Consider the following 15243-nt stretch of genomic DNA (forward strand, 5'->3'; position numbering starts at 1 on the left):
CAACTGTGAACCTTCTACCCTAATCATAAGATTTGCACTATTTAGTCTGATAGTTACTTACCTTATAAACATTTTCATTTATATGACCGAAGTAAGTTTGTATACATTTTGTTTGAACATAGTTTGTGTATGGATAACAAAAGATGAAACGATAATTATCGTTTCATCTTCATATAAAAATTATTTAATTGGCTTCATTGTAGGGAAGAATAGTACGTCTCTTATAGATGGAGAGTCAGTAAGTAACATTACTAATCTATCTATACCAATACCGATTCCGCCTGTTGGAGGTAAACCAATTTCTAATGCATTTAAGAAATCTTCATCCATCATGGCAATCTCATCTTCACCTAAGTCTTTTCTTCTTACTTGTTCTTCAAATCTTTCTCTTTGATCGATTGGATCATTTAACTCAGAGAATGCATTTGCAATTTCCCAAGTGTTAGCAAAAGCCTCAAATCTATGAGTGTATGCAGGATTTTCTGGATCTTTCTTAGCAAAAGGAGATACTTCAACAGGGTGATGAGTTACAAAAGTAGGTTGGATTAAAGTATGCTCACAGAATTCTTCGAAGAATAGGTTTATAATATCACCCTTCTTAAAATCTTTTCTAACTTCTAATCCTTTTTCCTTAGCTATCTTAATAGCTTCTTCATCAGTTGCAACTTCTTCTAAATTTATTCCTGTCATCTCTGTTACTAAGTCTACCATTCTGATACGCTTCCAAGGAGGGGCTAAATCAATTTCCTTTCCTTGATATGTAAGTTTAGTAGTTCCAGCAGCAGCCATAGCCATTGCAGACACTACTTCTTCACACATTTGCATCATAACTTCATAATCTGCATAGGCCATATACCATTCTATAGTAGTAAACTCTGGGTTATGCTTTGGAGACATACCTTCGTTTCTAAATAGTCTTCCTATTTCATAAACTCTATCTATACCACCAACTACTAATCTCTTTAAGTGAAGTTCTGTAGCAATTCTCATGTACATGTCTATATCAAGAGCATTGTGATGAGTAATGAAAGGACTCGCATTAGCTCCAGATGCAACCGTATCTAGGATAGGCGTCTCCACCTCTAAGAAGTCCTTATCATCTAAATATTTTCTTAAAGCCTTAATAGCTCTAGTTCTCTTAATAAATGTATCTTTAACTTCAGGATTTACTATAAGGTCTACATATCTTTGTCTGTATCTTAATTCCTTATCTTTAAGACCATGCCACTTTTCAGGAAGAGGCTTTAAAGACTTTGATAATAAACTTACTTCACTGGCTCTAACTGATACTTCTCCATTCTTAGTTTTGAAAACAGTACCTTTAACTCCAATAATATCCCCAATATCATAAGTAAGAGTTATATCGTACTCTTCTTCTCCTATAGCATCCTTTCTTACATAAGATTGGATTCTACCTTGTTTGTCCTGCATGTCTAGGAAAGAAGCTTTCCCCATTCCTCTTTTGGCCATTATTCTTCCAGCCACAGAGACTTCTTTTCCTTCCATTTCTTCAAAGTTACCCTTAATGTCCCCACTAAAATGAGTTTGATCATACTTTTCTACCTTGTATGGATCTCTTCCCATTTTTCTTAAGGTATTTAACTTATCTCTTCTTACTTGCAGGACCTCACTTAATTGCATTTCCTCGCTCATCCTTAGTCACCTCACAATTTATCTTCTACTAATTTCTAAAACTTTATATTGCATTAATCCTTGAGGAGCGTGTACTTCTACAGTTTCCCCAACTTTACTTCCTATTAAAGCCATTCCAACAGGAGATTCATTTGAAATCTTTAATTCATATGGATCAGCCTCAGCAGATCCTACTATTGTATATTCTATTTCCTCATCGAATTCCACATCAAATACCTTTACAGTTGATCCTATATTAACCACATCTAAAGATATTTCATCTTCAGATATTATTCTTGCTTTTCTCAATGTTGCTTCAAGTTTTGCAATTCTTTCCTCTAATTTTGCTTGTTCATTTTTAGCTTCGTCATATTCAGAGTTTTCACTAATATCTCCAAAAGCTATAGCTTCCTTAATTCTTGCTGCCACCTCTTGTCTTTTAACCGTTTTTAAAAGCTCTAATTCTTCTTCAGTTTTCCTATGTCCTTCTACCGTCAAGAGAATCTCTTTCTCACTCATTATGCTCCCTCTCCTTTTTATTTTATTTTAAGTTCAATTATTAAATAATTATATTCTTTATGAACTAATTTATTCTTGTTAATAAGTGGTAAATCTTTTTGTCTACGACAATAAGCACTGCTTTTACAGTGCTTTTTTCCTATGTATTCACTTTTACTTTTCCACTATATGGATTTAATTATAGAGTACCTCCCATAGGGTTGTCAAGCGGCATATTTCCCATACACTTTAAGGCACATTATTCTTTTATTCACCATGTTGGTAGTAGCTCTCCATAAATCTATTTAGTATGTCTAATATCTCTTCTTTTGAATTTAAATTATTAGTTTCTCCCCTTAATTTGTTGGAGTTTCTCACGCCCTTAAAATACCAGGCAATATGCTTTCTAATTTCCCTTACCGCCACATACTCAGTCTTATTTTCTATAAGAAGGTCTAAATGTTTCTTTATGAGTTCCACCTTTTCTTCTATAGTAGGTTTCGGAATGATCTGTCCTGTTTTCAAGTAATGGGCTACCCTTTTGAATATCCAAGGATTCCCTTGGGCTCCCCTTGCAATCATAACACCATCACACCCTGTTAATTCTACCATATTTTTTGCATCTTCCACAGAAAAAACATCTCCATTGCCTATAACAGGAATACTTACAGCTTCTTTTACTTCTTTAATAATATTCCAATCAGCTTTACCCGTATAAAACTCTTCTCTAGTTCTTCCATGGACAGCAACTAAACTAGCTCCACTGTCTTCTATAATTTTAGCCATTTCTACCGCATTTATACTAGAATCATCCCAACCCTTCCTTATTTTCACAGTTACAGGTTTTATAGATTCCCTTACAACGGCTTTTATAACTTCTCCTGCTAATTTAGGGTTCTTCATTAAAGCTGATCCATCACCATTTTTTATTATCTTAGGTGTAGGACAACCCATATTAATATCTAATACTGCATTTTCTAAATTATTAAGCTTAGCAGCAGCTCTACCCATAAAATCCGGGTCAGAACCAAATATCTGAAGTGCCACAGGTTTTTCTACATCTTCTATCTTAGTAAGCATATGGGTCTTCTTATCCTCATAACAAAGGCCCTTTGCACTAACCATCTCCGTATAAACCATACCAGCACCGCATTCCTTACACAATATCCTAAAAGAAAGGTCTGTCACTCCAGCCATTGGTCCTAAAAATACATTATTATCTATATTAACATCTCCTATATATATGATACTCCTCTCCCTTCTTTTAAAAGTTCACGGTTAAGCTTTCATATATAAACATACCACTTCCAAATCCAATAAACTCTAGCTACTTACAAGGGAATATAACTGAAAAATTTTTAGAAGGTGGAACATCAGAACATCATATACTGCAAACAATTATGAATCTTCTACCGTAAGTATACTATTCACACTTTATAGTCTGATAGCGACTTACCTTATAAAATATTTTTCAGTTATATGACCGAAGTAAGTTCACATCCCTTTAGATTAGAAGCGGTTTATCAATATATACAAGTCCACTCAACCTTATTATTCACATTTTACACATACTCATACAATCCTCTTACAGAAACTTCTCCTGAAAAGACTTTCTCAACTCGTCCATCTTCATATTCTACTACAAGTTCCCCTTCTTCACTAAGGTCAATGGCACGAGCTTTAACTTCACTATCTCTACTTATAATCCTCACAGTATTATTTAATGTAGCAGAATATTGTCTGCATATATCTATACTCTTTTCTATGGACCTACTCTCTATAAAATCCATATAAAGCTTTTCAAACTCATATAGTATTTCCTTCACTATTTCTTTTCTAGAAATATCATCATCCATATATTTAGCCAATGATACAGCCTTATCTGCCACATCTTCAGGAAGTAGAGTCTCATCCATATTAGCATTAACTCCAATACCCACTATGACAAAGTTAACCTTATCAATCTCTGCACTCATCTCTGTTAAAATGCCACATACCTTCTTCTTATGGAGAACTATATCATTAGGCCACTTTATAAGTACATCATCCTTAGTAAACTTTCTTAAAGCTTCAGTTATGGCAGCTGCCACAATTTGAGTTATCTTCATGGCATGGGTAGGTATTATATCCGGTCTTAATATGATAGACATCCAGATACCTTGCCCCTTTGGAGATACCCAACTTCGCCCAAGTCTCCCACGACCCTTAGTCTGCTCTTCTGCTATTACTACAGTACCTTCTTCTGCACCTTCTAAGGCTATGGCCTTAGCATGATTACTTGTAGAATCTATACTATCAAAATGTATTATTTCTTTCCCTATCACTTTATTCTTCATGTCTATGGATAAAAGCTTAGAATCTAATTTATCCCCTTCTTTTATTAACATGTACCCTCGTTTAGGTACTGATTCTATCTTATATCCTTCTTCCTTTAACTTCTTTATATGTTTCCATACAGCAGTTCTGCTCACTCCTATGCTCTTGCTAAGCTCTTCTCCCGATATGAATTTATCCTTACTGTTTATTAGAACTTCTAATATTCTTTTTCTCATAATATATTCCCCCTAATACCTAGTGGAATTAACTAGATTCTTATAATAACCTATCAAATTAAAGTATATCAAAAGAATAAAAAAAGACAAAGAAAAAGATGTGAAAAAGGCTCCGTCCCTTTTCCACATCTTTATTATTCTTTAGCCAAATAGAGATAACATAACCCCTGCTGCTACGGCAGAACCTATAACTCCCGATACGTTAGGTCCCATAGCATGCATTAGTAGGAAGTTTGAAGGATTTTCCTTTTGTCCTACTACTTGAGATACTCTAGCTGCCATAGGTACGGCAGATACTCCTGCAGAACCTATAAGTGGGTTTATCTTTCCACCAGATAATTTGTTCATTATCTTAGCTAAGATAAGTCCTGCTGCAGTTCCCACTGCGAAAGCTAATACTCCTAAAACAATAATCTTAATTGTAGTTGCTCTTAAGAATTGCTCAGCAGTAGCTGTAGCTCCTACTGATAATCCTAGGAATATAGTTACTATATTCATTAAAGCATTTGTAGCTGTGTCAGTAAGTCTTCCCACAACTCCAGATTCTTTAAATAAGTTACCAAGCATAAGCATACCTACTAGAGTAGCTGCTGGTGGTAATATTAAAGATACTACCACTGTAACCGTTATAGGGAATATAATCTTTTCCACTTTAGTTACAGGTCTTAATTGATCCATCTTAATCATACGCTCTTCCTTAGTAGTTAAGGCCTTCATAATAGGTGGCTGAATGATTGGAACTAATGCCATATACGAGTAAGCCGCAACTGCTATAGGTCCTAAAAGATGTGGAGCTAACTTAGAAGTTAAGAATATAGCCGTTGGACCATCTGCTCCTCCAATTATTCCTATAGCTCCTGCTTCTTGTCCTGTAAATCCAAGAAGTATAGCTCCTAAGAAAGTGGTAAATATACCAAATTGTGCTGCTGCTCCTAAAAGTAGAGCTCTTGGATTAGCTATAAGTGGACCGAAGTCTGTCATAGCTCCAACTCCCATGAATATAATAGGAGGGAATATTCCAAGTTCATCTCCTTGGAAGAAGTAATATAGTAATCCACCTGGTTGTACATGATGACCTACCATTTCTGGAAGTGCCATCATTCCTGCCTTAGGTAAGTTAGTAAGTAACATACCAAAAGCAATAGGTACTAATAGTAATGGTTCGAATTCTTTCTTAATAGCTAAATATAACAATACGAAAGATATAAAAAGCATTAGTACATGGCCTAAGCTAATGCCATCAGGTCCAAAGAATGCAGTACTTTCTATAAATTTTACGATAGTCTGTCCCATAGTAAATCTCCTTTCTTATGAAATTAGGATTCCTAGACTATCCTAATGTAATTAATACGTCTCCAGCATTAACTGATGCACCCTTAGATGCACTTACAGATACTACTTTACCTGCTGCTGGTGCCATAATTTCATTTTCCATCTTCATAGCTTCTAGAATTAATAATACTTGACCTTGCTCTACAGTATCTCCTTCATTTACCTTAACGTCTAATACAGTTCCTGGCATTGGAGCTGATACAGTACTTCCTCCCGCTGGTGCTGGAGCTGCTGCCTTTGGAGCTGCTTTAGGTGCTGGAGCTGCTTTAGGTGCTGCTGGTCTTGGTGCAGCTGCTGGTCTTGCAACTGGTGCTGGAGCCTGAACTCCTCCAATTTCTTCTACTTCAACTTCATATGTATTTCCATTAACACTTATATTGAATTTTCTCATTTCGATAATCCTCCTTATGATACTTTAAGTTTTAACTATAATCTATTTCCTAATTGTTCTGCTCTTCCTGCTTGACCCCATGCTGGAGTTTCATCAATTACTCTTACAATGTTTCTAACTACTAAGTTATGAGTTGATGTATTTAAACTAGCTGCTATAGCTGCAGTTATAACAGCAACTAATTCCTCATCGTTTTCTTCATCACAAGCTGGTTCTAACACTGGCTGAGGTGCAGCTTGTGGTGCAACAGTAACTACTTCTTTCTTTTCTTCTTTAACTAGCATCTTAGTCATAGTTACTATAAGACCCCAAAGAAGCATTAGTACAGCAAAAGTGATCCCCATACCAAGTACAGTTACCATTAAGGAAGCAGTAAGCTTTTCTCCCATTGATAGAGTTTTAATCATCTCAGGGTTTGCAAATTTATCTAATAAAGTCATATTATCACCTTCCTTCTATAGAGGGATATTACCATGTTTTTTAGCTGGTCTTGTTTCTCTCTTAGACATTAACATATTAAACGCATCCACAAGTCTCGGTCTTGATGCATTTGGCTCAATCACGTCATCCACATAACCTCTCTCAGCTGCTTTGTATGGAGTAGCAAACTCTTCTGTGTACTCAGCAATCTTTTGAGCTCTAGTTTCTTGTGGGTTTTCAGAATTCTTAATATCATTTCTAAATATGATATTTGCAGCCCCTTGAGGTCCCATAACTGCAATCTCAGCACTTGGCCAAGCTAATACCATGTCAGCTCCTAATTCTTTACAGCACATTGCAATATAAGATCCACCATAAGCTTTTCTTACGATCATAGTTACTTTTGGTACAGTAGCTTCACTGTATGCATAAAGCATCTTAGCACCGTGTCTAATGATTCCACCATACTCTTGAGTAGTTCCTGGTAAGAAACCTGGTACGTCTACAATGTTTAAAAGTGGAATATTAAATGCATCACAAGTTCTTATGAATCTTGCAGCCTTGTCAGAAGCATTAATTTCTAAACATCCTGCTAAGAACTTAGGTTGGTTAGCTATAATACCAACACTTCTTCCGTTAATTCTAGCAAAACATGTGATAATATTCTTTGCAAAATGAGGAAGAACTTCGAAGTAGTCTCCATCATCTACAACATTTCTTATTATGTCAAACATATCATAGGCTTTATTTGGATTATCTGGTAATAATGTATCTAATTCAGGTATAATTTTGTTAATATCGTCTTCCGTTTCAAATACAGGAGCCGTCTCCATATTATTAGATGGTAAGTAGCTTAATAATCTTCTTACTTCAGCTATACACTCTTCGTCAGTAGCTGCCATTTGATGTGCAACACCACTTACAGAGTTATGAGTCATAGCTCCACCTAATTGTTCTGCAGAAACTTCTTCACCTGTAACCGTCTTGATTACTTGTGGTCCTGTAATAAACATTTTACTAGTTTGATCAACCATGAATATAAAGTCAGTGATACCTGGTGAATAAACTGCTCCACCTGCACAAGGTCCCATAATAACAGAAATTTGTGGGATTACTCCTGATGCTATAGTATTTCTATAGAAAATTTTTGCATATCCTGATAATGCATCTACTGCTTCTTGGATTCTAGCTCCACCAGAGTCATTAAGACCAACAACTGGCGCTCCAACCTTCATAGCATTATCTAATGTTTTGCAAATCTTAGCTGCATGCATTTCTCCTAAAGATCCACCAATTACAGTGAAATCTTGTGCAAATGCATAAACTATTCTTCCATCTACCATTCCATATCCAGTAACAACACCTTCACCTGGTGCTTCTGTCTTTTCCATTCCAAAGTTAGTGCATCTATGCTTAACGAATGCATCTATCTCAACAAATGTACCTTCATCGAACAGTAAGTTTATTCTCTCCCTAGCAGTTAACTTTCCTGATGCGTGTTGCTTATCTATTCTTTTAGCTCCCCCACCCATCATGATTGTTTCTTTTCTTTTACGCAGATCTTCTATCTTGTTTACTGCCATTTGTCTAAACCTCCTACTTTATAATTAGACTACACTAAGCCGTTACTTTTACGACTTATTATCTCTCACTTAGTTCAACTAATACACCGTTTGTACTCTTTGGATGACAGAATGCAATTTTTGCTCCACCTGCTCCATATCTTGGCGTTTCATCGATCATTCTAACACCCTTTGCTTTCATATCAGCAATGGCTTCTTCAATATTACTAACTCTAAAAGCTATATGTTGCATTCCTTCGCCTTTTTTCTCAATATATCTAGCGATAGGACCATCCTTATCAGTTGACTCTAGAAGTTCTACTTCAGTGTCTCCAACTGGTAAAAATGCTACTTTAACCTTTTGCTCTTCAACAACTTCTGTTCCTTCTAATTCTAATCCTAAAACTTCTTGATAGAACTTCAAAGTTGCCTCTAAGTCTTTTACAGCTATACCTATATGGTCTACTTTTAATGCCTTCATTTCATTACCCTCTTCCCTAAAAATATTATTTAATATTGTTTAGTATTTCTTCTGCAGACGTGTATGGGTCCACCTCTCTATTTGCCACCTTCTTTGAAAGTTCATCTACTAGTTTTTCTTTACTTGACTTATCTAGGATCATTCCCATTAGATTATCCTTTACTAAATCAATAATTTCAAGTTTTGAGTTTTGAACTCTTCTTTCTTCATAAAGACCACTTTCCTTTAAGAATTCCAGATGTTTTTTAATATCATTTAACAAATCATCTATACCTTCATTTTTAATAGCTATTGCCATATTAACTGGTGGTCTCCACTTAGCTTCCTTGTTAAAATCTAGCATCATTTCAATTTCAGTAGCAGTTCTTTTAGCCCCATCCCTATCTGCTTTATTTATTGCAAATACATCTCCAATTTCCATGATTCCCGCCTTAATAGCTTGAATATCATCTCCAAGACCTGGAACCATAACCATTAGAGTTGTATCTGCATTTTTAGCTATATCTACTTCTGATTGGCCAACACCTACAGTTTCAATAAATATATAATCTACACCATAGATGTCAAGAACCTTAACAGCAGCACGAGTAGCTTTTGATAATCCTCCTAGGTGACCACGAGCTCCCATACTCCTGATAAAAACACCAGGGTCAGTATTTAATTCACTCATTCTTACCCTATCACCTAGTATAGATCCACCTGTAAAAGGACTTGTCGGGTCAACTGCAATTACACCAACCGTTTTCCCTTCTCTTCTCAATGCCTTCACAAGTTTGTCTGTCAATGTACTCTTTCCTGCTCCTGGTGGTCCTGTAATACCTATCACATGAGCATTTCCAGTTTTATTATACAACTTTTTCAGAATTTTAAAAGCCTCTTTTTCACCATTTTCGGCTAAAGTTATCAGTCTAGCTACAGCTCTTTTTTCTTTATTCAATATTCTTTGTTCTAAATCCATGGGCTGCACCACCTAAATACATAGATTTCGAATGCAGGCCCCACCAAAAGACCCACATTCGAATTATAAGTTTTATATTATCTCTTTAAGTTGTTTTTTATAAATTCAATAGTTGTAGATGTAGGAGTTCCTGGAGTAAATACTTCAACAATTCCCTTTTCCTTTAAGAAAGGTATATCCTCATCAGGAATTACACCACCACCAACAACTAATATGTCGTCAGCGTTTTCAGCATTTAAAAGTTCAACTACCTTTGGAAGTAATGTGTTATGTGCACCTGATAATATACTAAGTGCAACTACATCAACATCTTCCTGAATAGCTGCATTAACTATTTGCTCAGGAGTTTGTCTAAGTCCTGTATATATAACTTCCATTCCAGCATCTCTTAATGCTCTTGAAATAACCTTTGCTCCTCTATCATGTCCATCAAGTCCTGGTTTTGCCACTAGTACTCTAATAGGTCTATCCATTTTTACTTCCTCCTTCTTTTACTCTTATCTATAATTGTACACTTTGTTGATATTCACCAAATACTTCTCTCATTACACCGCAGATTTCTCCTAATGTACCATATGCTCTAACAGCATCTAAGATATATGGCATTAAGTTTTCATCAGTTGAGCAAGCTTTTCTTAAAGCTTCTAGAGTTTCTTCAACCTTAGCGTTATCTCTCTTAGACTTTAAGTCAGCAATTTGACCCTTTTGCTTTTCTCCAACTGAAGGGTCAACTCTTAATAATCCCTTAGGAGCTTCTTCTTCAATTTGGAACTTATTCATACCAACGATAATACGCTTTCCAGTTTCAATATCCTTTTGGTAGTTATAAGCAGCATCCATGATTTCTTGTTGGATGTATCCAGCATCGATTGCTCTTGGAGCTCCACCAATTTCATCAATCTTCTTAATGTATTCCATAGCCTTTTCTTCAATATCTTTAGTCTTAGCTTCCATGAAGTAAGAACCAGCAAATGGATCGATAGTATCAGCAGCACCACTTTCGTATGCTACGATTTGTTGAGTTCTTAAAGCAACACGTACAGAATCTTCTGTAGGTAATGCTAATGCCTCATCCTTAGAGTTAGTGTGTAATGATTGAGTTCCACCAAGTACAGCTGCTAATGTTTGAATAGCAACACGTACAATGTTGTTTTCTGGTTGTTGCGCAGTTAATGTAGATCCACCTGTTTGAGTATGGAACTTAAGCTTCATAGATTTTTCATTCTTAGCTCCAAATCTATCCTTCATAATTCTTGCCCATAATCTTCTAGCAGCTCTATACTTAGCAACTTCTTCTAAAATATCATTGTGTGCATTAAAGAAGAAAGAAAGTCTTGGTGCAAAAGTATCTACGTCAAGACCAGCTTCTATAGCAGCATTAACGTAAGCAATACCATCAGCAATAGTGAATCCTACTTCTTGAGCAGCAGTAGATCCAGCTTCTCTTATATGGTATCCAGAGATACTTATTGTGTTCCATAGTGGAACTTCTTTAGAACAGTATTCAAAGATATTAGTTATAAGTCTCATAGATGGCTCAGTTGGGAATATGTATGTTCCACGAGCAATGTACTCTTTTAAGATGTCATTTTGAATAGTTCCTCTTAATTTATCAGCAGATACACCTTGCTTTTCAGCAACTGCTATATACATAGCTAATAATACAGATGCAGGTGCATTGATTGTCATAGATGTAGAAACCTTATCTAGTGGAATTCCATCAAATAATTTTTCCATATCAGCAAGAGAGTCAATAGCAACTCCAACTTTTCCAACTTCACCTTCAGATAAAGCATGGTCTGAGTCATATCCAATTTGAGTTGGTAAGTCAAATGCAACTGATAATCCCATAGAACCTTGCTCTATAAGATACTTATATCTCTTGTTTGATTCTTCTGCAGTAGCGAAACCTGCATACATTCTCATTGTCCAAAGCTTTCCACGGTACATAGTGTTTTGAACACCTCTAGTAAACGGATAGCTTCCTGGCATTCCTAAATCTTCCTCATAATCAAAACCTTTAATATCTAGAGGAGTATATAATCTATTTACTACTTCCCCTGACCCACTTTCAAATATATCTTTTCTCTCAGGTCTTTTTTCTAGTGTCTTATTAACACCAGCTTGGAATTTTTCAAAGCTTTGTCCTATTTTGTCTAGTTTTTCATCCTTAAACATAGTTTTTCCTCCTTGTCTATTTTCATTTAAAACAATATAACCACACTAATATTTCTACATGTCTTTTTAAAATCCTTTTAAAAATTTTAAATGGTTGACATTTTTTGACACGGTTCATTCATCTGAATTTTCTAACAACAACTCTTCGCCTCTAAGTTCTTCATAGAACCTGTTTTTAAGAACGTTTCATGCCACGATAATGCTTCACCAATGTTATGCGGCTCATGGTTTAAACCCTTCTCTAGAGCTCTATCTAGATAATCATTTAACTGATCTCTATAATCTGGATGAGCACAATTATTAATTATTAATCTTGCTCGCTCCACAGGAGATGTTCCTCTTAAATCTGCAAGACCTTGTTCAGTTACTACTACCATAACATCATGTTCTGTATGATCCACATGGGATACCATAGGAACTATAGAAGATATATCTCCACCTTTAGCTGTAGATACAGTAGTATAAATTGATAAATAAGCATTTCTAGTAAAGTCTCCAGACCCACCAAGACCATTCATCATTCTAGATCCCATTATATTTGTAGAATTAACGTGACCATACATATCGATTTCGATAGCTGTATTCATGGATATAACACCAAGTCTTCTTGCCACTTCTGGATTATTACTAATTTCTTGTGGTCTCAATACAATATGATTAGCATATCTCTCTATATTATCAAGGAATCTTTCAAGTCCTGATTCTGATGGAGTTACAGCTGTAGTAGATATTACACTGGCTTTACCAGAGTCAATTAAGTCAAGCATTGAATCTTGAAGCACTTCTGTATAACAAGTTAAATTCTCAAATGGAGATTCAACTAGCCCTCCTAGAACCGCATTAGCCACTGAACCTACTCCAGATTGAAGCGGTAATAAGTTCTCTGGAAGCCTTCCTGCCTCAACTTCTTTCTTTAAGAATTCTATAATATGTCTAGAAATTGCCTTTGAATTTTCATCAATAGCACCAAGAGGTCTAACCTTATCTGTAATGTCTGTAACAACAATTGCAGCAATCTTATCCATATCACAAGGAATATATGTAGTTCCTATTCTGTCCCCTGCCTTTTCAATAGGAATAGGTTTTCTAAAAGGAGGTTTTTCTGGCAGGTATATATCATGCATACCTTCTAATGCCAATGGTTGAGAAGTATTAACCTCTATGATTACTTTTTTAGCTAACTTTACAGCATTTGATGCTATACCTACAGACGTAGAAGGTACTATTCCCCCTTCTTCAGTTATAGCTACAGCTTCCACTATAGCCACATCTATATCACCATACACTCCAGCTTCCATATATTGTGGAAGATGACTTAGATGCATATCTTGGTATGCGATCGACCCTCCATTAATACCATTTCTAATATCCTTGTGAGTTTGATATGGGAATCTTCTCTTTATAACTCCAGCTCTACCTAAAGCTCCATCTAATTCATCACCAACAGAAGCTCCAGTTAGTAGAGTAATTCCTATTTCTTCTCCTGCCTCTGCTCTTTTAGCTAAAGCTAGTGGCACAGCCTTTGGATATCCAGATGGTGTAAAGCCACTAGTGGCAACTACCATTCCATCCTCAATAAGTTTAGCTGCTTCCTCAGCCGATACTACCTTACTCTTTAGATCTTCTCTTCTAATTCTTTTTTCTAGCATTATATCACTCCCTAGTTTTTTTTAATGATTTATGCTAAAGCAACCTTGACTTAAAATATCTACTCGGCTACTTTATTATGCAATTTACATGCCATAATTATACATTTTTTGACTTTTAAATGTTTTTTTGGTTTTATACGTGTTTAATCAATTAATTCCACATAGGTTTAACCTATGTGGAATTAATTATATTACATCGGTAAGTTGTGTAAAATGATAGTGAATATAACCATTCCTAACAGAGCAAATGGATACGTTGCTCCATATCCTGCTGCTGGATCATCACTTCCAACTGCATCTATGGCAGCTCCAAGACCTGGAGTAGAAGTCATACCACCACAAATAGCTCCTGATAACATAACCCAGTTAATCTTAAATATATATCTTCCTATGAAGAAACCAATACACATAGCCACAACACCTACAACTAAAGATACTGCTGCTAAGAATGCTCCACCATGAGTAAGGGCATAGAATACTTTAAATCCATATCTAAGTCCTACTATAGCTAGGAAGAATGCAAGAGCCACTTGTCTTACAACACCTAATATTTTATTGTTCATTCTAAAGTTGATAAATCCGATTTTTCCAATATGTCCTAACACTAAGGCACCTACTAGTACTCCACCAGTTGAACCTAGAGAGAACCATCCTAACGGTCCTAAGAACACTTTTATTTTACCTATTGTATATCCCACAAAGCAAGCTAGAGCAAAACCGATTAAATCAAAAGGTACTTCCTCAACCTCTTTACCAGAAGCAACCTCAGCCTTTGCCTTTGCAAATTCTTCTCTAAGTTGTTTTTGTTCTTCATTCACATTAATACCAAAGATCTTAGGGAAGAAGTTAACTGCTAATATAACTATGATAACACCAAATGGATATCCAATGGCATGACCAACACCTATACCTGCTTCTGCACTAGTTATAAACTGTTCTGTTAATTCAGGTGTTAATGCTGGAGTGTTTTGTGCATTTAATTCTCCAGATGGGTCTATAATTTTTAACACCTTATCTTTTTCTGCATCTGAAAGTTCTGAGTATATTTCTGCCTTATGAGTTGCATGTCCCTTAGCCGTTTCTATAGCTGCGGCTAAACCTGGTGATGAAGTTAATGCACCAGTGTATACTCCAGATATTTCATATGGAGTTGAACTAGAACCTAAGCTCGATCCTACTAAAGTCATTCCATAAGTTGCAGCTGCACCTAATAGAGTAATTATAAATCCTAACATAACGAACTTAGCACCATATTTCTTAAGAACTGTACCCATGTCCTTAGCAGCTAAAAGTCCTACTGCCGCAACGAATAAAATTAAGAATAAAAAGAAGAAATCCTTACTTACAACACCAGCTTTAATAAGCTTTTGAGCCGCTTTAAAACCTGCTTCTCCTTCACCTATATTCTTAGCATAACCAAGGGCCCATGACCCTATTAAAAGACCTGAAAATAATGTTCCTGAAACTCCAAAATTAAATTTTCCAAACTTGATTTTACCAAACATTAATCCAGTAAATACTGATATAAACATCAGGATAAATGGATTTGTTAACCAGGCAATTACATCAAATTTCATTATGACTTCCCCC

Annotated in this window: 14 protein-coding genes; all 14 read right to left on the minus strand. The window is 35.7% G+C overall.

Going from position 1 to position 15243, the window contains the following annotated elements; genetic code table 11:
* Nucleotides 1-180 precede the first annotated feature (180 nt).
* Complete coding sequence (lysS, locus tag CCE28_RS18270) at nt 181-1653, minus strand: lysine--tRNA ligase (RefSeq protein ID WP_095135174.1); 1473 nt, start codon at nt 1651-1653, stop codon at nt 181-183.
* Between the two features lie 18 nt (nt 1654-1671).
* Nucleotides 1672-2151 carry a transcription elongation factor GreA gene (gene greA / locus CCE28_RS18275; protein ID WP_095135175.1) on the minus strand — a complete coding sequence of 160 codons (480 nt, stop codon included), beginning with the start codon at nt 2149-2151 and terminating at the stop codon, nt 1672-1674.
* A 246-nt stretch (nt 2152-2397) separates the two neighbouring features.
* Nucleotides 2398-3327, minus strand: coding sequence for a tRNA dihydrouridine synthase DusB (gene dusB / locus CCE28_RS18280; protein ID WP_408607045.1), 930 nt, complete (start codon nt 3325-3327; stop codon nt 2398-2400).
* A 365-nt stretch (nt 3328-3692) separates the two neighbouring features.
* Nucleotides 3693-4682 carry a biotin--[acetyl-CoA-carboxylase] ligase gene (locus tag CCE28_RS18285; RefSeq protein WP_095135177.1) on the minus strand — a complete coding sequence of 330 codons (990 nt, stop codon included), beginning with the start codon at nt 4680-4682 and terminating at the stop codon, nt 3693-3695.
* Nucleotides 4683-4823: 141 nt separating this feature from the next.
* Nucleotides 4824-5975 carry a sodium ion-translocating decarboxylase subunit beta gene (locus tag CCE28_RS18290; RefSeq protein ID WP_095135178.1) on the minus strand — a complete coding sequence of 384 codons (1152 nt, stop codon included), beginning with the start codon at nt 5973-5975 and terminating at the stop codon, nt 4824-4826.
* Nucleotides 5976-6012: 37 nt separating this feature from the next.
* Nucleotides 6013-6405 carry a biotin/lipoyl-containing protein gene (locus CCE28_RS18295; RefSeq protein WP_095135179.1) on the minus strand — a complete coding sequence of 131 codons (393 nt, stop codon included), beginning with the start codon at nt 6403-6405 and terminating at the stop codon, nt 6013-6015.
* A gap of 35 nt (nt 6406-6440) precedes the next feature.
* Entirely contained in the window at nt 6441-6845 is a 405-nt protein-coding gene (locus tag CCE28_RS18300) for an OadG family protein (RefSeq protein WP_095135180.1), read from the minus strand.
* Nucleotides 6846-6860: 15 nt separating this feature from the next.
* Nucleotides 6861-8408 (minus strand): carboxyl transferase domain-containing protein, encoded by a 1548-nt coding sequence (locus CCE28_RS18305; protein WP_095135181.1) that lies wholly within the window; start codon nt 8406-8408, stop codon nt 6861-6863.
* Between the two features lie 58 nt (nt 8409-8466).
* The gene (gene mce / locus CCE28_RS18310; protein ID WP_095135182.1) at nt 8467-8868 is read right to left on the minus strand and encodes a methylmalonyl-CoA epimerase; all 402 of its coding nucleotides are present in this window, start codon (nt 8866-8868) and stop codon (nt 8467-8469) included.
* A gap of 25 nt (nt 8869-8893) precedes the next feature.
* A complete protein-coding gene (meaB, locus tag CCE28_RS18315) occupies nt 8894-9826 on the minus strand; it encodes a methylmalonyl Co-A mutase-associated GTPase MeaB (RefSeq protein ID WP_095135183.1) in 933 nt (310 codons plus the stop codon).
* 77 nt (nt 9827-9903) lie between these two features.
* Entirely contained in the window at nt 9904-10299 is a 396-nt protein-coding gene (locus tag CCE28_RS18320; RefSeq protein ID WP_095135184.1) for a cobalamin B12-binding domain-containing protein, read from the minus strand.
* Nucleotides 10300-10327: 28 nt separating this feature from the next.
* Nucleotides 10328-12004, minus strand: a complete 1677-nt coding sequence (locus tag CCE28_RS18325; RefSeq protein WP_095135185.1) for an acyl-CoA mutase large subunit family protein — start codon at nt 12002-12004, stop codon at nt 10328-10330.
* A gap of 131 nt (nt 12005-12135) precedes the next feature.
* Entirely contained in the window at nt 12136-13653 is a 1518-nt protein-coding gene (locus tag CCE28_RS18330; protein WP_095135186.1) for an acetyl-CoA hydrolase/transferase family protein, read from the minus strand.
* 191 nt (nt 13654-13844) lie between these two features.
* Nucleotides 13845-15230: an aspartate-alanine antiporter-like transporter gene (locus tag CCE28_RS18335; RefSeq protein WP_095135187.1), complete on the minus strand. Its 1386-nt coding sequence runs from the start codon at nt 15228-15230 to the stop codon at nt 13845-13847.
* Nucleotides 15231-15243: the final 13 nt, after the last annotated feature.

The sequence above is a fragment of the Anaeromicrobium sediminis genome, assembly GCF_002270055.1.
In the GTDB taxonomy this organism is placed as follows: Bacteria; Bacillota; Clostridia; order Peptostreptococcales; family Thermotaleaceae; genus Anaeromicrobium; species Anaeromicrobium sediminis.

Excerpts from the sequence above, each read along its gene's own strand:
- meaB (WP_095135183.1), bottom strand. The coding sequence starts at position 9,826 with ATGGATTTAGAACAAAGAATATTGAATAAAGAAAAAAGAGCTGTAGCT.
- CCE28_RS18295 (WP_095135179.1), bottom strand. The coding sequence starts at position 6,405 with ATGAGAAAATTCAATATAAGTGTTAATGGAAATACATATGAAGTTGAA.
- greA (WP_095135175.1), bottom strand. The coding sequence starts at position 2,151 with ATGAGTGAGAAAGAGATTCTCTTGACGGTAGAAGGACATAGGAAAACT.
- CCE28_RS18325 (WP_095135185.1), bottom strand. The coding sequence starts at position 12,004 with ATGTTTAAGGATGAAAAACTAGACAAAATAGGACAAAGCTTTGAAAAA.
- CCE28_RS18320 (WP_095135184.1), bottom strand. The coding sequence starts at position 10,299 with ATGGATAGACCTATTAGAGTACTAGTGGCAAAACCAGGACTTGATGGA.
- lysS (WP_095135174.1), bottom strand. The coding sequence starts at position 1,653 with ATGAGCGAGGAAATGCAATTAAGTGAGGTCCTGCAAGTAAGAAGAGAT.
- mce (WP_095135182.1), bottom strand. The coding sequence starts at position 8,868 with ATGAAGGCATTAAAAGTAGACCATATAGGTATAGCTGTAAAAGACTTA.
- dusB (WP_408607045.1), bottom strand. The coding sequence starts at position 3,327 with ATGGCTGGAGTGACAGACCTTTCTTTTAGGATATTGTGTAAGGAATGC.
- CCE28_RS18335 (WP_095135187.1), bottom strand. The coding sequence starts at position 15,230 with ATGAAATTTGATGTAATTGCCTGGTTAACAAATCCATTTATCCTGATG.
- CCE28_RS18300 (WP_095135180.1), bottom strand. The coding sequence starts at position 6,845 with ATGACTTTATTAGATAAATTTGCAAACCCTGAGATGATTAAAACTCTA.
- CCE28_RS18285 (WP_095135177.1), bottom strand. The coding sequence starts at position 4,682 with ATGAGAAAAAGAATATTAGAAGTTCTAATAAACAGTAAGGATAAATTC.
- CCE28_RS18290 (WP_095135178.1), bottom strand. The coding sequence starts at position 5,975 with ATGGGACAGACTATCGTAAAATTTATAGAAAGTACTGCATTCTTTGGA.
- CCE28_RS18305 (WP_095135181.1), bottom strand. The coding sequence starts at position 8,408 with ATGGCAGTAAACAAGATAGAAGATCTGCGTAAAAGAAAAGAAACAATC.
- CCE28_RS18330 (WP_095135186.1), bottom strand. The coding sequence starts at position 13,653 with ATGCTAGAAAAAAGAATTAGAAGAGAAGATCTAAAGAGTAAGGTAGTA.